This is a genomic window from Falsiroseomonas algicola, assembly GCF_011040385.1.
Taxonomy (GTDB): Bacteria; Pseudomonadota; Alphaproteobacteria; order Acetobacterales; family Acetobacteraceae; genus Falsiroseomonas; species Falsiroseomonas algicola.
The window spans coordinates 30,720-50,169 of the sequence record NZ_JAAIKB010000019.1 but is presented as its reverse complement, the minus strand read 5'-3'; the positions used below and the strand labels follow the sequence as shown (position 1 = coordinate 50,169).

At 71.3% G+C, this 19,450-nt stretch carries 13 protein-coding genes and 1 riboswitch; of the genes, 8 read left to right on the top strand and 5 right to left on the bottom strand.

Translation table 11 applies throughout. From position 1 onward, the window contains the following. Nucleotides 1-35: 35 nt before the first annotated feature. The 4 genes from G3576_RS27605 to G3576_RS27590 form a co-directional block, all read right to left on the bottom strand. Nucleotides 36-1,175 (bottom strand): glycosyl hydrolase family 8, encoded by a 1,140-nt coding sequence (locus G3576_RS27605; protein ID WP_164697715.1) that lies wholly within the window; start codon nt 1,173-1,175, stop codon nt 36-38. Between the two features lie 404 nt (nt 1,176-1,579). Further along, nucleotides 1,580-2,356 carry a winged helix-turn-helix domain-containing protein gene (locus tag G3576_RS27600; protein ID WP_164697714.1) on the bottom strand — a complete coding sequence of 259 codons (777 nt, stop codon included), beginning with the start codon at nt 2,354-2,356 and terminating at the stop codon, nt 1,580-1,582. Between the two features lie 253 nt (nt 2,357-2,609). Continuing rightward, nucleotides 2,610-4,775, bottom strand: a complete 2,166-nt coding sequence (locus G3576_RS27595) for an ATP-binding protein (RefSeq protein WP_164697713.1) — start codon at nt 4,773-4,775, stop codon at nt 2,610-2,612. A 196-nt stretch (nt 4,776-4,971) separates the two neighbouring features. Continuing rightward, a complete protein-coding gene (locus G3576_RS27590; RefSeq protein WP_164697712.1) occupies nt 4,972-5,727 on the bottom strand; it encodes a response regulator transcription factor in 756 nt (251 codons plus the stop codon). Nucleotides 5,728-5,990: 263 nt separating this feature from the next. On the opposite strand from G3576_RS27590, the gene G3576_RS27585 reads away from it, so the two are divergent. From G3576_RS27585 to G3576_RS27555, 7 genes are all read left to right on the top strand, one after another. After that, nucleotides 5,991-6,446 carry a response regulator gene (locus G3576_RS27585; protein ID WP_164697711.1) on the top strand — a complete coding sequence of 152 codons (456 nt, stop codon included), beginning with the start codon at nt 5,991-5,993 and terminating at the stop codon, nt 6,444-6,446. Between the two features lie 185 nt (nt 6,447-6,631). Further along, complete coding sequence (locus G3576_RS27580) at nt 6,632-8,413, top strand: putative bifunctional diguanylate cyclase/phosphodiesterase (protein WP_164697710.1); 1,782 nt, start codon at nt 6,632-6,634, stop codon at nt 8,411-8,413. Between the two features lie 159 nt (nt 8,414-8,572). Beyond that, nucleotides 8,573-9,301: a response regulator transcription factor gene (locus G3576_RS27575; RefSeq protein ID WP_164697709.1), complete on the top strand. Its 729-nt coding sequence runs from the start codon at nt 8,573-8,575 to the stop codon at nt 9,299-9,301. 17 nt (nt 9,302-9,318) lie between these two features. After that, nucleotides 9,319-9,744 (top strand): helix-turn-helix domain-containing protein, encoded by a 426-nt coding sequence (locus G3576_RS27570; RefSeq protein ID WP_164697708.1) that lies wholly within the window; start codon nt 9,319-9,321, stop codon nt 9,742-9,744. A 119-nt stretch (nt 9,745-9,863) separates the two neighbouring features. Continuing rightward, a complete protein-coding gene (locus G3576_RS27565) occupies nt 9,864-10,838 on the top strand; it encodes a tripartite tricarboxylate transporter substrate binding protein (RefSeq protein WP_164697707.1) in 975 nt (324 codons plus the stop codon). Between the two features lie 13 nt (nt 10,839-10,851). Next, on the top strand, nt 10,852-12,033 hold the full coding sequence (locus G3576_RS27560; protein WP_164697706.1) for a CaiB/BaiF CoA transferase family protein: 1,182 nt from the start codon (nt 10,852-10,854) through the stop codon (nt 12,031-12,033). After that, a complete protein-coding gene (locus tag G3576_RS27555) occupies nt 12,030-12,812 on the top strand; it encodes an enoyl-CoA hydratase (protein WP_164697705.1) in 783 nt (260 codons plus the stop codon). The genes G3576_RS27560 and G3576_RS27555 overlap by 4 nt, the downstream gene beginning before the upstream one ends. Nucleotides 12,813-13,273: 461 nt before the next feature. Here G3576_RS27555 and metE read toward each other — a convergent pair whose 3' ends face one another. Further along, entirely contained in the window at nt 13,274-15,589 is a 2,316-nt protein-coding gene (gene metE, locus G3576_RS27550) for a 5-methyltetrahydropteroyltriglutamate--homocysteine S-methyltransferase (RefSeq protein WP_164697704.1), read from the bottom strand. A 64-nt stretch (nt 15,590-15,653) separates the two neighbouring features. Next, nucleotides 15,654-15,892, bottom strand: a riboswitch (cobalamin riboswitch). A gap of 122 nt (nt 15,893-16,014) precedes the next feature. Between metE and G3576_RS27545 the strand changes: the two genes are divergently transcribed. After that, nucleotides 16,015-19,425: an acyl-[ACP]--phospholipid O-acyltransferase gene (locus G3576_RS27545; protein ID WP_164697703.1), complete on the top strand. Its 3,411-nt coding sequence runs from the start codon at nt 16,015-16,017 to the stop codon at nt 19,423-19,425. Nucleotides 19,426-19,450 lie beyond the last annotated feature (25 nt).

The following is a 19,450-nucleotide window of genomic DNA, read 5'->3' as shown; positions in this document are numbered from 1 at the left end:
AACATTCCCGGCCGCGCGTCCCGCGCGGCTGGCGTTCAGGCGGCGCCTTCGGCCGGCACCGCGCCCGCGGCGGCGCCCCGGCCGGCTTCCATGGAGGCCATGCGCGCCAGCATGATCAGCGCCGCCGCGTAGTAGTCCGGCGCCGAGGACACGGCGGGAAAATCCGGCCGGACGATCCCGGCCCCCGCGCGACGCGTGGACAGGGTGAGGGAGGCGACGGCGCGCACCCCCTCATGCCCGGGATAGGGGGATAGCGCGCCGGTATGCAGGTCCGTCCAGGCGGGCAGCGTCTCCGGCCGCGCGGCTTCCCAGAAGGCGGCCGCGGCACGGAGCGAGTCGGCCTCGTTCAGCCCGGCCCAGGCGAGGTAGAGCGGCACGCGGATCGCATCCCAGGAGAAGCGCGGCGGCCAGCCGCTGGCGGGCGTCATGCGGCCCGTCGCGGCATCGATGTGCAGCCAGTCCGGCGGCAGGCGCCAATTGCCGAAGCGGCCGGCGGAGAGGATGTGGCGGCCATCGGCATCGATCCGCCGCAGCTCCGCCCCCGGCACCAGCGGCGCAAGGGAGCGGATGGCGGGCAGGATGTAGTAGGAGGGGTTGACCACGCAGGCATTCGGCCGCGTGAAGCCATAGGCACCCGGCAGCAGTACCGTCCGTCCGGCGATGTCGCGGGTGCAGAGCCTGACGATGTCCTGCGTGATGGCGGCGGCCATGTCCTCCCACGCCGGGACCGACCAGCGCGCGGCGGCGCGCTGCAGCGCCCAGGCGATGGCGATGTCGCCATCGGTCGCGTTGTTGTTGTCCGGCACCGCGATGGCCTGGTGTGGCCGCCAGGACCAGGCGAAGAGGTTGTCGCGCGGGCGGGCGAGATTGTCGCGCGTCCAGGACAGGATGCGTTCGAAGCTGGCGCGGTCCGCGCACCATTCGGCGAGCAGCAGCGCGAAGCCCTGGCCTTCGGAATGGGAGACGCCGCCATTGCCGGTATCGATGACGCGGCCATCGCGCGCGACGAACCGGTCGCGGAACTGGCGCCATTCCGCGATGTCCCGCACATCGGCGGTGGAGGCCAGGGGCGGTGCTGGCGGCAGGTGCATGATGCCGGGATTGGCCGCCGGCGCGGCGACGGTGCGCGGCCTCAGGGTCAGGCTCGCCGCGCCGCCGAGGCCGAGGGTCAGCAAGGCTCTTCGCCCAGGCAGCACGGAGCCGCGCCGCGCGGTTTGCGCGGGCGTCGACGGCATGCAGGGCGCTTCGGTGATGGCCACGATACTCCTCCGCGCCGTCCATGGCCCGTTTTTGGGGCACGACGGGCTTCCCGCATCGTTGCCGCATGCGCGCGGGAAAATCCCGTCGGGTTCGGTCGGGAAGGTTCAGAAACCGGTCGCAAGTATCGGGAAAGGCCGCAGAAACTGAGGGGGTGCCGGGGCGTTGCAGAAACGGCGAAGCCCGCCCGGATGCTGCCATCCGGGCGGGCGCTTTGCTGCTTCAGTGGGGACGGTGGCCGCGGCGCCGCCGCCGTCCCTCCACCGCCGTCAGGCGGCTTCCGCCACCCGCCGCCGTCAGGCGGCTTCGGCCCCCGCCGCCGTCAGGCGGCCTCTGCCCAGGCCTTGGCCGGGCTGGTCAGGCGGTTCGGGCGGCGCAGATGGCCTTCCGCGAAGCGGGCGCGGGCTGCGGCGATCGCGGCCGGCGGCGGCTCCTCCGCCATGTAGCCGCGGCCCCAGGCGGTGCGGATGAACTCGGCAGCGCCGGCGGCCGCCAGCTTGCGGCGCACCTTGCAGATGAAGACGTCGAGCGTGCGGCTGTCCGGCCCCTCATCCGACCCGTAGAGGCGCTGCAGGAAATCGGCCTTCGTCACCAGGCTGCCGCGGCGCAGGAACAGCATCTCCAGCACGTCGAATTCGCGGCGCGTGATGCGGACATCGCGACCATCGACGGTCAGCGCCAGGTTCGCCTGGTCCAGCGTGGTGTTGCCGATGGTGATCCAGGCGGAGAGGTGGCCGAGCATGCGGCGCTGCAGGGCCCGCAGCCGGACGACGAGGGTGGTGATCGCCATCGGCGCCATCAGCACGTCATCGGCGCCGGCATCGAGTGCCTCCGCCTCGCTCTCTGGCGTCGCGGCGGCGACGAGCACCACGGTGGGGACGCCCAGGCGCTGGCGGGCCACGGCGCGGATGCCACCGATGACACCGGGGGTGAGGCCCGCGGCCTCGATCAGGATGGCGTCGTAGGGGCCGGTCTGCGCAGCGACGGCGCCGGGATCTTCGTCGAGGGCAACGGTGTCCACCATCAGCCCCTCATGCCCGAGGGCAACCTTCAGCCTCTGTCCCGCCGGCAGGGTGGAAGCGACAACCAGAATGCGCATGTCGGTATCCCTCGCGATCTTCGCCCGGCAGCGAACGATGTTCGTTCGCCCTCGATCCGTAACGGGATCAATGTCGCCGCAGGGTGTCTCAGGATCGAGTCGGCTTTCTTAAGGGTTGGTCACCGCCACAAGCTCTCGTTTACGTGTTTTGTGCGGTATGTCAGGAAATGTCTCGACGCTGATCCTGAAGTGTCAGCCAGGCATGCCGCGCCGGGGGCGGGCGGCATGCCATGGCGGGCCGTTGGTGGGGCGATCAGGCTTCCAGGCCTGGCGGGGTCGCTGGCGGCGTCGCGATGGCGAAGGTCAGCGTCATCACCGCGCCATCGGGGCCGTTGGCGGCGGTGATCGATCCGCCGAAGGCGCGCATGGCGGCATGCACCAGCGGCAGGCCGAGCCCGGTGCCCTTGCCGGGCGCCTTGGTGGTGAAGAAGGGCTCGAAGAGCCGTTCCATGTGGCTGTCGGGGATGCCGCCGCCGCTGTCGGCGATGGTCATGGCCACCATCCGCCCCTGCACGGTCGCGCCGATGCGGATCCAGCCCGGGCCTTCGCCATCGCGGCGATGCTCGTCGATCGCGTCGCGGGCGTTCATCACCAGGTTCACGATGGCCTGTTCCAGCGGCACCAGCCGCGCCATCACCAGCGGCAGGTCGCCCGGCAGTTCCACCGCCAGGTCGATGCCGGAGGCATGCAGCGCGCCATTGGTCAGCACCGCGGCGCCCTGCACGGCCTGGGAGAGGGCGATCGGCTCCGGCTCTCCCTCGTCCGACCGGCCGAAGACCCGGAGGTGGTCCACGATGTCGCGGGCGCGCTGGGCCTGCTGGCCGATGCGTGACAGCCTTTCCTGGATGTCCGGCAGCGCCGCCGCGCCCCGGCGCTGCAGGGCGCGGGAGGCGTTGTCGGCCGCCAGCGACATGACGGCGAGCGGCTGGTTCAGCTCATGCGCCAGGCCGGTCGCCATCTCGCCCAGCGTGGTCAGGCGGCCGGCATTCTGCAGCCTGGCCTGGATCGCGCGTTCGTCGGAGATGTCGGCGACGTAGCCCACCATTTCCGTCGATCCATCGGCGCGGCGATCGACCACGCGGACGGAATCGCGCACCCAGATCCATTGCCCGTCGGCGCGGCGCACCCGGAACTCGCGCTGCGCCTCCCCCTGGTCCGCGACGCTTGCGTAGAAGTCGCCCTGGCGGGACGCGTCCTCGGGCTCCATCAGCACATGCGGATCGGGCAGGGAGAGCAGCTGTTCGGCGGTCCAGCCGATGACGCGTTCCGCGCTCTCGCTGGCATGCGTCAGGGTGAAGGTGCCGTCGGGCAGGATGTCGCCGCCATAGATCAGCCCGGGCAGGCCGCCGATGCGGCGCGCATAGGTGCGGCTGGCCGCCTGGGCGAGGGAGCGTTCGATCTCCGCCGCTTCCGCGGCACGGCGGGCGGCGGCGCGGCCGCGGCGGGACAGGCCGACCCAGACCAGCATCAGCGCCATGGCGGCACCCGCGCCGGCGGTCAGGCGGACAAGGAGCGCGAGGTTGGCGACGCCGGCCTGGCTGGCGGCATAGTCCCGGATATAGGCGACGGTGAGTGGCGTGCCGGCAACCCGCCGCCAGGCCGTGATGCTCTGCTGCCCCTCCGGCGTGGCGCGCAGCATGGATCCGGTCATCTGGTCGGGGTGGGCCAGGCGCAGCGGATCCTCCGCCGGCAGTTCCGTGCCGATGGCGGCGCCCGGATTGCGGCTGTGGGCGGCGCGCATCGTGCCGCGCAGGAGCATGGCGCTGTCCTGCGGACGGAACTGGATTTCCGCCAGCGCATCCGACAGGTCATGCAGGTCCATCGAGACGACGGCGACGCCGGCGAAGGCTGCGTCGGGGCCGAGCAGCGGGCGGGTCAACTGCACCGTCCAGCGCTGGCTGACGCGGCCGACCAGCGGGATGCTGATGAACAGGCTGCGCAGGCCCCGGGCATGGACCTGGAAATGCTCCCGGTCGCCGAGATAGACGGGCGCGCCGGATCCGGGGATGGAGGACCAGAGCATCCAGCCGTCGCGGCCGATGATGGCGACCTGGATGAAGCCGAACTGGCCGGCATTCACCGTGCTGGCGAGTTCCGTCTCGATGGCGGAGCGGCCCTGGTCGTTGCCGGATTCGCGCAGGACCAGCCAGGACTGGGTGAGGCGGTGCAGGACTTCCACCGCCTCCAGCCGCCGCAGCAGCACCTGGTGGACGACGTCGGCGGCGGCCTCCGCCTCGACCCGCGCGCTGTCGGTCGCATCGCGCGACAGGCGGGCGATCAGCGCCTCCCCGGCCAGGAGCAGCGCGCAGCCGATGGCGATGGCGGACAGCCAGGCCAGCCAGCGGCGGGGCGGGGCCGCGGCGGGCGCCAGCGGCGGAAGCGGCGCCTGCGCATTCATGGGACGGGGCGGCACGGGCATGGGGGAAGGGTGGGCGAACCTGGTCCGGTGCAGGTGCCTTCATGGCGGATGGGTGTTGCCGGAATGTGGCGGCGGGCAGGGGCGCCGCCTTCCGGCGCCAACAGGGCGCGCGCATGGCCAAGCCCGGCGCCCTGCGGCGCGGGTGCGGTAGGGGCGCCTGGCCGTGCGGCCGGGCTGCCGCCCGCGGCCATCGTCGCTAGCCCCGGGGAAAGCCCGTGAAGACGTAGCCCTGGCTGCGGATGGCGGTGATCGCCCTGTCGCCGCCCGGGCCGAGCTTGCGGCGGAGATGCATGACCAGGTTGTCGAGCGCCCGGTCATCCGGCCGCCAGGGGCGGCGGAGCACGCGCTTGGTCAGCGTCTCCCGGTCCACCGGGTGGCCGGGGGCTTCGGCCAGCACGGCCAGCAGGTCGAACTCCGCGCCCGTCAGCGGCACGACGGAGCCATCGCCGCGGCGCAACTCCCGTTCCACCGTCAGCAGGGTCCAGGCGCTGCCCTGGGGGGCCTCCGGCTCCTTCTCCTTCTCCCGCTCCTTCTCGGCCGGGCGGGTCTGCTGGACGCGGCGCAGATGGGCGCGGATGCGGGCGACCAGTTCCCGCCCGGAGATCGGCTTGAGGAGGAAATCGTCGGCGCCGATCTCCAGCGCCACGATCCGGTCCGTCTCGGCGCGGTTGCCGGTCAGGATCAGGACCGGCGCGTCGGTCAGCGCGCGCAGCGTGCCGATGCGCGGGAGGGTGTCGACGCGGCCCAGCCGCTGGTCGAGCACGACCAGGTCGGGTTGCGCGGCCTCGACCGCCGCGATGGCGGCTTCCCAGGTGGCAGCCGTGGTGGGGCGCATCCCGTAGTCGGACAGCGTGAGCGCCATCTCCTCGGCCAGCGCCTCGTCATCCTCGACGATGAGGACGTTGGGCGCCGGCCCCGCCTCCTCCGCGCCGAGTTCCGTGCCTGACGACATTGACAAGACCAAAGCTCCCGATCCGTAGCCGGCGTCGCCCCATGATGCCCTGATTTCGTGCGGTCTGGGTATCTTCGGGACAACAGGACAGAAAATCCGACACTTCCCGACAAACTCAAAGCCCTGTCTTCCGTCAATATCCCGCCGCCATGAAGATGGGCGGCGTTGGACACGCCGCGGGGTGCCCCGCACCACGGATCCCTCCCCCATCGGCAAAGGATCCGCAGGGGGTCCAGCGAGACCGGATAATGGATATTGGGACCGTGTCATCCACCGATTGCGCCATGGTGGTCGTGGTGGACGACGAACCCGACATCGCCCGGGAAATCGCCGAGGGCCTGTCCGCAGATGGATTCCAGACCCTGGCCGCCGGTTCGGCGGAGCAGGTCCTCGCGCTGCTTGATGCCAATGAGGGCCGTATCGGCGTGGTGGTGACGGACCTTCGGATGCCGGGCATGGACGGGCTCGGCCTGATCCGCCGGCTGCGCGACCCCGCGCGAGGTGCCGCGGTGCCGGAAGTCGTGATGATGAGCGGCCACGCCTCCGCGGCCGAGAAGCAGGCGGCGCGGCAGGCCGGGGCGCGGGTGGTGCTGAACAAGCCCTTCGCCTGGGACGACCTGGCGCGGGCGGTGGAGGAAGCGCTGGACCTGGCGCGGGCGCGCCGGGCGGGCATCTCCAGCCGGGATCCCGGTGTGGGGAATCCGGGCGCGGGCGACTGACCCAGGCGGCGTGCCCGCTGCCGGATTGTTTCGTTGGTTTCACGGCCGTGCCTCGCCAAGCCCGATCTTGATGGCGGCTGCTTCAGCACTTGCTAATATCATCCTGCTTGTGTGTGCCGCTGTCCCCGGCCGGCGTTCCCGCTGAGTCCGGGGCGACGACGACAGTTTGCCAAGGATGACCAGGCATGTTCGCCAACGAGACCCAGCCCGCAACCGGGGATGGGATGCCGGCCGAAGAGGCCCGGCTGGTCGTGCTGGTCGTGGATGACGAGGTCTGGATCGCGGAGGAGCTGGCGCTCGGCCTGGAAGAGGCCGGGATGGCGGTGAAGATCGCCACCTCCGCCATCACCGCCCAGGCCGCGCTGGCGGAGACCGCCGATATCGGCGTGGTCGTCACGGATATCCGCATGCCGGGGGAGGATGGCCTGTCCCTGGTCCGCCGCCTGGTCATGAACCGGCCGGAGACGGATGCCATCGAGACGGTGGTGATGACCGGCCATGCGACGATCGAGGATGCGGTGGCCGCCGTGCGCGCCGGCGCCTTCGATTTCGTCCGCAAGCCCTTCACGCTGGATGAGATGATCGCGGTGGTGGCCGCCGCCCGCAGCCGCGCCGCCACCAAGCGGCATGAGGCGCGGAGCCGCGTGCAGGAAAGCCGCCGCCTGGCGGAGGCCGAGGCGGAGCGGGAGGAGGCGCGGGCGCGCGACCCGCTGACCGGCATGCCCAACCGTGCCGCCTTCAGCGCCCGCCTGGCGGAGATGACCCTGGACGCGGCCCGCGATGGCAGCGGCATGGCGGTGATCGCCATCGACCTCGACGGTTTCGCCGCGCTGAACGAGGCCGGCGGCAGCGCCGTTGGCGACATCATCCTGCAGACCATCGGTGCCCGGTTGCGCCAGGCGGCGGGGCCGGAATGGTTCACCGCCCGCATCGGCAGCGATGAATTCGCCATCGCCTCCGCTTCCTGCGCCAGCCAGGCGGATGCGCTGGCGGTGGCGGAGCGGCTGCGTGCCGCGATCGAGGAACCGGTGCCCCAGCCGACCGGCGCCCTGCACCTGACCGCCAGCATCGGCGTCGCCCATCGCGCCACGGCGGACCGCGTGGCGCTGGACGACGCCGCGCTGGTGGCGGGCAGCGTGGCGCGGCGGGAGGGCGGCAGCCGCTGCATCCTCTTCACCCCCGCCATGCAGGAAGCCGCGGAACGCCGCCTGACCGTGGTGCGCGACCTGCCGCATGCCATCGCGCGGCAGGAAACCGCCATCTACTACCAGCCCATCTTCAACATCGCCGATCGCCGCCTGCTGGGGTTCGAGGCGCTGATGCGCTGGCGGCACCCGACGCTGGGCTTCGTCTCCCCGGGCGAGTTCATCGCCATCGCGGAGGAAGGGCGGATCATCCTCGACCTCGGCGCCTGGGCGCTGCGCGTCGCCGCGGCGCAGGCGGCGCAATGGGGAGCGGGCACGACCCGGGACCTCTACGTCACGGTCAACCTCTCCGGCCGCCAGATCGCGGAGGCCGATGTGCCCGGCATGTTCAAGGCGGTGCTCGATGCCGAGAAGCTGCCCGCCAAGGCCCTGGTGGCGGAGGTGACGGAAACCGTCGCCCTCGGCCCCAAGGCGGGCGAGGTGGTGGAGGCGATCCGGGCGCTTGGCATCCGCGTGGCCCTGGATGATTTCGGCGCCGGCTACTCCTCACTCGGCGTGCTGGGTGGGCTTTCGGTCGATACCGTGAAGCTCGACCGCGCGCTTGTCATGCGCGTGGTGACCGATACGCGGGAGAGGCGACTGCTGACGGGCCTCGTCTCCACCATCCACGCGCTCGGCCTCAAGGTGGTGGCGGAAGGGATCGAGACGGATGGTCAGCTTCAGGTTGTGCGCCAGGCCGGATGCGAGGCCGCGCAGGGCTACCTGCTGGGCCGCCCCCTGACTGCAGCCGCCGCCACGGCGCTCGTGACGGCGGAAGGCTGACCACGATCACGCCGGATTACCCGTCTCCCCACGCGGAACGGTTCCCCGCCGACGAGAATTCCTGACGAAGCCCGACAGGCGCCGCGACAATCATGGCGCTAGACAATGGCCACTCGCCCGCGAGTTGAGCGCGGCGGGCGGACAGAACGGGGCAGTGTCATGCAGGTTCTCATCATTGCGGATGCGGCGAACGGGCCGAGCCGGGTCGCGGAAAAGCTGGCGGCGGCACAGGTGGGCACCTTCGTGACCACGCCGGGCGGCATCGCGGAAGCCGAGCAGGCGCTGGATGACGGCGTGGATGGCGTGGTGATCGATACCGGCGACCTGGCCGGCATGGGCTTCCCGCTGCTCCGCCGCTTCCGGGAAGCCGGGCATAAGCTGCCGCTGCTGCTGCTGGCCAATGCATCCCCGCGCACGGAGGCCGAGGCCTTCAACCTCGGCGCCGATGCCGTGATGCCGCGCGGCGCCCCGGCCGCCACGCTGATGGCGCGGATCGAGGCGATCCGCCGCCGTGCGCCGAGCCGCAAGGTCGCCGGCATCCGCTGCGGCAATGTCAGCATCGACCGAGAGAGCGGGCTGCTGAGCGTGGCCGGCCAGCCGGTGGAGGTGACGCCCTGCGAGTTGCGCGTGCTCGACATGCTGATGGGCGCGCGTGGCGGCGTGCTGGGCAAGGAACGCATCTGCGACGCGCTGCGGGAGGGGGAGGGCGATGCCGCCCCCGGCGTGCTGCGCGTCTTCGTCTGCCGCCTGCGCCGCAAGCTGGCCGAGGCCGGCGCCGACGACATCATCCGCACCGTCTGGGGCGTGGGCTATCGGGTGGAGGCGCCGTCCAGCGGCGCGCGCCCCGGGGTCGGCAACCCCGTCAACGCCTTCGGCACCGCCCATTGATCGAGGCTCGACCCGAAATGCCCGACATGCACGTCCAGATCCTCGAAGACCGCCCCGCCAGCAGCCGGGCGGCGGATACCTCCGATGCGCGGCTCGGCGTCCGCGTCCGGCAGCTGCGGCGCCTGCGCGGCCTGTCCCAGGCCGACATCGCCCAGGCGCTCGGCGTGACCTACCAGCAGGTGCAGAAATACGAGACCGGCAAGACCCGCCTGCCCGCGCGCATGCTGCCGGTGCTGGCGCGGATGCTGGGCGTGGACACCGAATTGCTGCTGGCCGGCGTGCAGGCGCAGGAGGCCATCGTGCCGCCGCATCAGGGGCCGGATGAGCGGGAGACGGCCGAACTCGTCTCCGCCTTCGCTTCCATGCGCCATCCGCAATCCCGCCGGCGCCTGCTGTCCATCGTGAAGGCCTTCGCGGCCGAAGCGGGTGCGGCGGACATGTGATGCTGCCGTGCGACGGCCGGGTTGCGGCCGTCGTACGCGATTGACAGGCCCATCCTCATCCGGTCGTCTTTCCCCGTCCGCCGCGCAGGATGCACGCGGCGGCCGAGGGAGGATGCGGCATGTCGCGGTTCCCGTTGCGCCTGCTGGCGCCACTCCTTGTCCTTCTGGCGGGCGTCGCGCCAACGCGACCCGTTGCGGCGCAGGATTACCCGACGCGGCCGATCCAGCTGATCGTGCCGACCTCGCCGGGCGGGACGCTCGATCTCTCCTCCCGCATGCTGGCCCCGCTCTGGAGCGAGTTCCTCGGCCAGCCCATCGTCATCCAGAACCGCGCGGGCGGCGCCTCCGCCATTGGAACCCGCGCCGTCGCGCAGGCGGCGCCGGATGGCTACACGCTGCTGGTCGCGAGCGATTCCTCCTTCGTCACCGTCCCGCTGACACGGAGCGACACGGGCTACACGCTCGACAGCTTCACCATGCTGTTCTCCTACGGCGTCGGCTCGCTCTTCGTCGCGGTGCACGGCGCCTCGCCCTACCGGTCCTTGGCCGATCTTGCTGAGGCGGCGCGGCGCGATCCGGGGAAGCTCACCTATGCCAGCTACGGCATCGCGAGCCTGGCGCATTTCGGCGGCACGATGCTGTGGCGGGCACTCGGCGTCGATGTCGCGCATATCCCCTATCGATCGACCGCGGAGGCGAATGTCGCGCTGCTCGGACGCCAGGTGGATATCGGCATCATCGGCTCGCTCGGCGGCAGCAGCGATGCCAGAAGCGTGCGCGTGCTCACCACCTCCGCGCCGCAGCGCCTTGCCTATGCGCCGGATGTGCCGACGATGCGCGAGCTCGGCCATGACGTCGAACTCGGCTTCACCAACACCGTCGCCGGGCCGCGCGGCCTGCCGCCCGCGGTCACCGCGCGCCTGCTGGCCGCGCACCGCTCGGTGATGGAGAAATACGGGCCCGCGCTGCGCGACCGGCTGCTGGCGGCGGAGCTGACGCCCGTCGATCTCGATGGCGCCACGGCGCTGGCGGGGATGCGGGAGCGGGAGGCGCGCTTCCGCGCCGTGCTCGGCGCGATGAACCTGCAGGAATGAGGACGATAGTGTCATGATCGGTGCCACCCTGCCGCTGTCCCGCATCAAGGTGCTGGACCTGACATTGGCGCGGGCGGGACCGACCTGCGTGCGGCACCTCGGCGATTGGGGGGCGGATGTGCTGCGGATCGAGCCGCCGGGATCGGCGGCGGGCGAGATCACCGGCAAGCAGGACGGCTTCGACCACCAGAACCTGCATCGCAACAAGCGCTGCATGACGCTCGACCTGAAGACCGAGGAAGGCCAGGCGATCTTCCGGCGCCTGGCGGCGGACGCCGATGTGGTCGTCGAGAACATGCGGGCACCGGTCAAGTACAAGCTGAAGGTGGATTACGAGACGCTGAGCGCGCTGAACCCGCGCATCGTCTACGGATCGATTTCCGGCTTCGGGCAGGACGGGCCCTATGCCCATCGCGCGGGGCTCGACCAGATCGTGCAGGGGATGGGTGGCCTCATGTCCATCACCGGCCTGCCGGGCCAGGGGCCGGTGCGCGTCGGCATCCCCATCGCGGACCTCACCGCCGGCAACCTGCTCGCGCTCGGCATCATGATGGCGCTGTATGAGCGGGAGGCGACGGGACGTGGCAAATGGGTCCAGACGAGCCTGCTGGAGGCAATGATCTTCATGCTCGACTTCCAGGCCTCCCGCTGGCTGATGGCGGGCGAGGTGCCGGGACAGGCGGGCAATGACCATCCGACAGGAATCCCGACCGGCGTCTTCCCGACGACGGATCGGCCGATCACCATCGCGGCGTCGTCGGCGCGGCACTGGACGCGGTTCTGCGAAGTGGTCGGCAAGCCGGAATGGCTGCAGCATCCCGATTGGCAGACCATGAACGGGCGATCGAAGGATCGCGCGGCGATCAACGAAGCCATCTCCTCCGTCACCGCGACGCAGCCCTCCGCGCATTGGATCTCCCTGCTGGAGGAAGCAGGCATTCCCTGCGGGCCGATCAACACGGTGGACCAGGTCTTCGCCGATCCGCAGGTGCAGCATCTGCGCATGGCGCAGCCCGTCACGCATCCCCGGCTTGGCGAACAGCACATGGTCGGCACCGCCATCAACATGGCGGGCGTGGAGGAAGGCATCCGCCTGCCGACGCCGAGCCACGGACAGCACACGGCGGAAGTGCTGGCCTCGCTCGGCTATGACGAGGCCGCCATCGCCAGCCTGCGCGAGAAGGGCGTGGTGTGACGGACCTTGTCCTGGTCCGGAAGGCGGACGGCATCGGCTGGATCACGCTGAACAACGCCGCGAAGCGCAACGCCATCACGCTGGCGATGTGGGACGCGATGGCAGCCGCTGTGACCGACTTCATGGCGGATGACGCCGTGCGCCTGGTGGTGATGACCGGCGCCGGCGGGAAATCCTTCGCGGCCGGTGCGGATATCGGGGAGATGGAGCGCATGCGGGCCGAAGGCCGCGCGGCCGAGTACACCGCCCGCGCCACCGCCGCCCGCGCCGTGCTCGATACACTGGAGAAACCGCTGATCGCGATGATCCAGGGGCACTGCATCGGCGGGGGCCTCGCTTTGGCTCTGCGCGCCGACCTTCGCGTGGCCTCCGAGGACAGCGTTTTCGGCGTGCCTGCCTCCAAACTCGGCATCGCCTATGCCACCTGGAGCCTGGAACGGCTGACGGCACTGGTCGGACCCGGCTTCGCGAAGGAGATGCTCTTCACCGGGACCAACTACCCCGCCGATATCGCCTTCGCGCGCGGGCTGCTGAACCGAGTGGTCCCGGCGGCCGATCTGGAAGACGCGGTGATGGAGTTCGCGCGGATCATCGCGCGCAACGCACCGCTCTCCATGCGCGCGGCCAAGATCACCATCGACCAGGTCGGCGGCGATCCGGCACTGCGCGACCCCGCACGCATCGCGGCGCTGTCACAGGCCTGCGCGGAAAGCGACGACCTGAAGGAAGGACAGGCGGCGTTCAGGGAGAAGCGAAGGCCGAGCTTCAAAGGTCAGTAAGCGCGGGGGGAACGCTGTTCCCTCCGGCCCCCCATGCCAGGGGCGAGACGCCCCTGGACCGTCGTGAGATGAGGGGCATGCGCGTGGGAACATCACCACCCAGTACCGACAGGGCATTCGCGACGGCGGCGCCCGGGACACCAGCCTCGCCCAGGCCGACGGGATGCTCGGCATGGTCGATCAGCGCGACCTCGGTTAGCTGTGCATCGGCCAGGCACCGGCCGGTCGTGGCGTGGATGACGAAGCCAGGCTCCGTCGTGCATTCCGCCGGAGGCACGCCCCAGCGCGTGGCGGCGGCGCCTGTCGAATCGCGCCGTCATCACCTTCCTCCCCCGCGCTGATCGCGGCATGCACGCCTCGGCTCTTGACGGCTACTGAGGATGGTCCGGGCCGTCACGGCCCCGTTGGCCCCTTGGGCGAAGGGGGTCTGGGGAAGGCAGCGCCTTCCCCAGGGCGCGCCGCTACGCTGCCTCTGCCCGCAACAGCCTCGCCGCCGCGACCAGGTTCGCCATGGCCGGCTTCACCTCCGCCCAGCCCCGCGTCTTGCAGCCGCAGTCGGGGTTCAGCCAGAGCCGGTCGCGCGGGATGCGCTGCGCTGCCCGCTGCGCCAGCCGCGCCATCTCCGCCGCCCCTGGCACGCGCGGTGAATGGATGTCCCAGACGCCCGGGCCGATGCCGTTCGGGTAGTCGAAGGCGGCGAAGGCTTCCAGCAGCTCCATGTCGCTGCGCGCGGTCTCGATCGAGATCACGTCGGCATCCATGGCAGCGATGCTGTCGATGATGTCGTTGAACTCGCTGTAGCACATGTGGGTGTGGATCTGCGTCTCGTCCCGTACCGCGCTGGCGGAGAGGCGGAAGCACGCCGTGGCCCAGCGCAGATAGTCGGCGCGGTCGGCCAGGCGCAGCGGCAGGCCTTCGCGGAAGGCGGGCTCGTCGATCTGGATGATGGGGATGCCCGCCGCTTCCAGGTCGGCCACCTCGTCGCGGATGGCGAGGGCGACCTGGCGGCAGACGGCTTCGCGGGTGATGTCGGTGCGGACGAAGGACCACTGCATCATCGTCACCGGCCCCGTCAGCATCCCCTTCATCGGCTTCGCCGTCAGGGATTGCGCGAAGGCGGACCAGCGGACCGTCATCGGCGCGGGGCGTGTGACATCGGCCCAGATGATGGGCGGTGCCACGCAGCGGCTGCCGTAGCTCTGCACCCAGCCATGCTTCGTGAAGGCGTAGCCGCCGAGCCTTTCGCCGAAATGCTTGACCATGTCGTTGCGTTCGAACTCGCCATGGACGGGCACGTCCACGCCGATCTCCTCCTGCCAGCGCACGGACTCCGCGATCAGCGCCTCCATCGCCGCATCATGCGCGGCCTGGTCGATGGCGCCGCGGGCGAGGTCGGCGCGCAGCCGGCGCACCTCCGCCGTCTGCGGCCAGGACCCGATGGCGGTGACGGGCAGGTCGGGCAGGTCGAGGCGCGCCTGCTGCGCCACGGCGCGTTCGGCATAGGGGCGCGCGCGGTGTTCCATGGCGGGCGTCACGGCGGCGAGCCGCGCGGCCAAGGCGGGGTCATGCAGCCGCGCATCGGCGCGGGCTTCGGCCAGGGCGCGGTCGCTGTCGGCGAAGACGCCGGCGACAGACTTCTCGCCCTCGTCCGCCGCGCGGGCCAGGGCCCAGACCTCCTTCAGCTTCTCATTGGCGAAGGCCAGGCGGCGGGCCAGGGCGGGGTCCAGCGACGTCTCCATCGCCAGGCTGTGGGGCACATGCAGCAGGGAGCAGGAGGGGGCGACCATCAGCCGGCGTTCGAACCCCGCCTGCTGCGCCAGCTGGACCTGGCCGAGTGCCTGGCGGAGATCGGTGCGCCAGACATTGCGGCCATCCACCAGGCCGAGGGACAGCCAACGGTCCCGCGGCAGCGCGCCCAGCACCGCCGGAAGCTGGTCCGGCGCGCGGACCAGGTCCACATGCAGGCCGGAGACGGGGAGGGAGGTGGCGAGGGCGAGGTTGTCGCGCAGCCCCTCGAAATAGGTCGTCAGCAGCAGGTCGAGCCCCGGCGCGGCATCCGCCAGGGCGCGGAAGGCGGTGCGATAGGCGTCCTGCGCGCCGCAGGGCAGGTCCGTCACCAGGCAGGGCTCATCCAGCTGCACCCAGCTGGCGCCAGCCTCGCCGAGGTAGCGCAGCGCATCGGCATAGGCGGGCAGCAGCGCCGGCAGCAGGTCCAGCGGTCGCGTGCCGTCGGACGCCTTGGACAGCAGCAGCAGGGAGACGGGGCCGAGCAGCACGGGCCGGGTGCGCGTGCCGTGCTGCGTGCCCTCCCGCAGCGCGCGGGCCCAGCGATTGTCCACCAGGCGCGGGCGCGTGGCGGCGGAGAGGCGCGGGACCATGTAGTGGTAGTTGGTGTCGAACCACTTGGTCATCTCCAGCGCCACCGCATCGCCGGGGATGCCGGCGGCGCGTTCCGCCGCGCTGCCGCGCGCACCCCGCGCGAGGGCGAAGAGCGTGGCGAGGGAGACCGGGCCCTCCCCGTTCCAGCCATAGCCCTGGGGCACCAGGCCGAAGGCGCAGGCGGTTTCCAGCACATGGTCGTAGAGCGCGAAATCGGCCGAGGGGATGTGGCTGATCCCGCTGCCCTGCTGCAGGGCACGGGCGCCGGCGCGCAGCCCCGTGGCGGTGGCCTGCAGCTCGGCTTCGGTGGATTGGCCGGCCCAGAAGGCCTCGAGCGCGGTCTTCAACTCGCGCCGGGGGCCGATGCGCGGGTAGCCGAGATTGGCGGCGATGGTCATCGCAGTCGTCTCCGTCGCCCGGTGCACCCAGCCCGGCCGTGGGGGTGGCGCGCCCCCGCGCGAGGCAGGGTGCACGGCGCGGGCAGGTCTCCTGGCTCGCGGGTGCCGGGCTTGCGCCCCTCGCTGCCGGCCCTGCCTTCCCGCTTGCGCAGTGGCGCCCCCCGGACCCTGGAAAGGGAGGGAGGGATCGGGCCGGCGGCTTCCCGCCGACAGTTGCTGGGGCAGCGTCCGACTTGAGGCGCGAACCCCGGACGGACTTCCCTTTTCACCCGCTCGCGCGGGACCAACGCCATATCCAGATATCTTTATGCGATGTTCACCGCAAGAGCGCTGCCGGATGCTGAACGCCGTTCAAATGCTACTTGAACCATGTTCAGGTGACGGCTAGCGTGGCGATGAACGTTGTTCAAAGCAGGAACCCGCCGATGCCACCCGCCTCTCCCTTCGCGCTCCTGAAGACCCGTCGCCTCTGGCCGCTCGCGCTCGCGCAGGCCTGCGGCGCCTTCAACGACAACCTCGTGAAGAACGCGCTGGTGGTGCTGGCGCTCTTCAAGCTCGGGGCAGGCGGCGCGGGGCTTTCCGCCCTGGCGGGTGCGCTGTTCATCGCGCCCTACATCCTGCTCTCCGCCACGGCAGGGCAGCTGGCGGACCGCTTCCCGAAGCCGCGCTTGGTCCTGGTCGCGAAGCTGGCGGAGGTCGGGCTGATGGGCGCGGCGGCCGCCGGCTTCGCCACCGGCAGCATCCCCGGCCTGCTCGCCGTTCTGTTCGGCCTCGGCGTCCAATCCGCCATGTTCGGCCCGCTGAAATACGGCTTGCTGCCGGAGCAGCTGCGGGGCGAGGAGCTGGTCGCCGGCAATGGCGTGATCGAGGCTTCCACCTTCCTCGCCATCCTGGCCGGCACCGTCGCCGGCGGCGCGCTGATCCTGCTAGAGGATGGGGCGACTCTGGTCTCCGCCGTGGGTCTCGGCGCCGCGCTGGTCGGCGTGGCGGCGGCGCTCCGCGTGCTGCCGGCGCCGCCAGCCGACCCGGCGCTGCGGATCAATGCGAACATCCTGGCGGAGACCTGGCGCACGGTGCGCCAGGCCGCGTCGATCCGCCCGGTCTGGCTGGCGATCCTCGGCCTGTCCTGGTTCTGGACGGTGGGCGCGCTGCTGCTGACGGAATTCCCGCTTCTGGCCCGCGATACGCTCGGCGCCGATGGCCATGTGGTGACGCTGTTCCTGACCGTCTTCGCGGTCGGCGTCGGCGCTGGCTCCCTGGTATCCTCCGTCCTGCTGAAGGGGGAGGTCTCGCCCCGCCACGTGCCCTTCGCGGCGATCGGCATGTCCGTCTTCCTCTGGGATTTCGCGGCGGCCTGCACGGCGGCGGGTGGGCTCGCCACGGTGGGTGATGTGCTGGGCAGCCTGGCGGGCTGGCGCATCCTGGTGGACCTCGCCCTGCTCTCGGCCTGCGGGGGCATCTTCTCCGTCCCCCTCTACGCCATCCTGCAGGATGGCGCGCCGGAGACGGGGCGGGCGCGGATGATCGCGGCCAATAACGTGGTGAACGCGGTCTTCATGGTGGCGGGGGCGGGCGTGGCGGCGGGACTGGCGGCGCTGGGCCTGGCGCCGGCGACCGTGCTGATGGCCGCGGCGATCGCCAACCTCGCCGTTGCCTGCTGGATCATCCGCCTGCTGCCGCAGCAGGTGCTGCGCGCGCTGTTCCGCTTCTACTTCGAGACCTTCCACGGCGTGCGGGTGAAGGGGCTGGACCACTACCGCGCCGCCGGCGACCGCGTGGTGATCGTGGCCAACCACCTCAGCTTCGCGGATGCCTGCCTGATCGCCTGCTACCTGCCGGAAAGCCCGACCTTCGCCATCGACACGAGGATGGCGCAGGCCTGGTGGGTACGGCCCTTCCTGGCGACCGTCGAGACCTTCAAGGTCGACATCCAGTCGCCCTTCGCCATCCGCCCGATGATGGAGGCGGTGCGGGACGGCCGGAAGCTGATGATCTTCCCCGAGGGCCGCCTGACCAAGACCGGCAGCCTGATGAAGGTCTATGAGGGCGCCGGCGTGGTGGCCGACAAGGCCGACGCCACCATCCTGCCCATCAGCATCGAGGGGCTGCAATTCACCCGGCTCGGCCGCATGCGCGGCAAGCTGCCCATGCGCTGGTTCCCGCGCCTGTCGCTGACCATCATGCCGCCCGTCCGGATCGACCCGCCGCGGCTGGAAGGCCAGACGCCGCGGCGGCGGCGGGAGGCGATCGGCCGCGCGCTGCAGGATCTGATGGTGGAGACGGTCTTCCAGGCCCGGAACACGGACCGCACGCTCTTCGCGGCGCTGCTCGATGCCCGCGCGCTGCATGGCGGCCGCACCCTGATCGCGGAGGACATCAACCGCGCGCCGGTTTCCTATGACCGGCTGGTGCTGGGCGCTGCGGCGCTCGGCCGGCAGATTGCCCAGCGCGTGACGGGGGAGGCTGCGACGGTCGGGCTGATGCTGCCCAACGCCAATGCCACGCTGGTCGCCTTCATGGGCCTGCAGGCCTTCGGCCTGGTGCCGGCCATGCTGAACTTCAGCGCGGGGGCGGATGGCATGCTGGCGGCCTGCCGCGCCGCGAAGCTGCGCCACATCGTCTCCAGCCGCGCCTTCGTGGAGAAGGGCAGGCTCGGCGCCGTGGTGGCGCGGATGGAGCAGGAGGTCGAGTTCCTCTGGCTGGAGGATATCCGCGCCGGGATCGGGCTGCGCGACAAGCTCCGCGCCCAGTGGGACGCCGCCTTCGCCCGCCGCCTGCCGGGCGCGCGCGCGGCGGCCGATGACTGGGCCGTGGTGCTCTTCACCAGCGGGTCGGAGGGCACGCCGAAGGGCGTGGTGCATAGCCACCGATCGCTGCTGGCGAATTGCGCGCAGCTTGCCTCCGTCATCGACTTCACGGCAGCCGACCGCGTCTTCAACGCCATGCCGGTCTTCCATTCCTTCGGCCTGCAGGGCGGCACGCTGCTGCCGCTGCTGCACGGGGTGCGGACCTTCCACTATCCCTCGCCCCTGCATTACCGCGTGGTGCCGGCGCTGATCTACGACACCGACGCCACCATCGCCTTCGGCACGGATACCTTCCTGAATGGCTGGGCGCGCCATGCGCATGCCTACGATTTCTACGCCATGCGCATGATCTTCGGCGGCGCGGAGAAGATCCGGGAGGAGACGCGGCGGCTCTTCGCCGACCGTTTCGGCGTGCGGCTGCTGGAAGGCTATGGCGCGACGGAAACCGCGCCGGCGCTGGCCATCAACACGCCGATGAACAACCGCCCCGGCACCGTCGGCCGCTTCCTGCCCGGCATCCGCCACCGGCTGGAACCGGTCCCGGGGGTGGAGGGCGCGGGGCGCCTGCATGTCAGCGGGCCGAACGTGATGCTGGGCTACCTGCTGCCCAGCGCGCCCGGCGCGCTGGTGCCGAGCGGCGGCGACTACGACACCGGCGACATCGTCGCGCTGGACCCGCAGGGCTTCGTCGAGATCCGCGGCCGCGCGAAGCGCTTCGCCAAGATCGCGGGCGAGATGGTGTCCATGACCGCGGCGGAAAGCCTGGTCGCGACCCTGTGGCCGGAGGCGCAGCACGCCGTGGTCAGCCTGCCCGATGCGCGGAAGGGAGAGGCGCTGCTGCTGGTGACGACGCGGCGCGATGCGGCGGTGCGGGACATCCTGGCGGAGGCCCGCGCGCGCGGCGTGCCGGAACTCATGGTGCCGCGCGCGGTGTTGCCGGTGGCGGCCATGCCGCTGCTGGGCACGGGGAAGATCGACTACCCCGCGGTGCAGCGCCTGGCGGCGGCGTCCCAGGCGGTGGCGGCCTGAGCGGGCCGGATCGACGGCGCGCGCC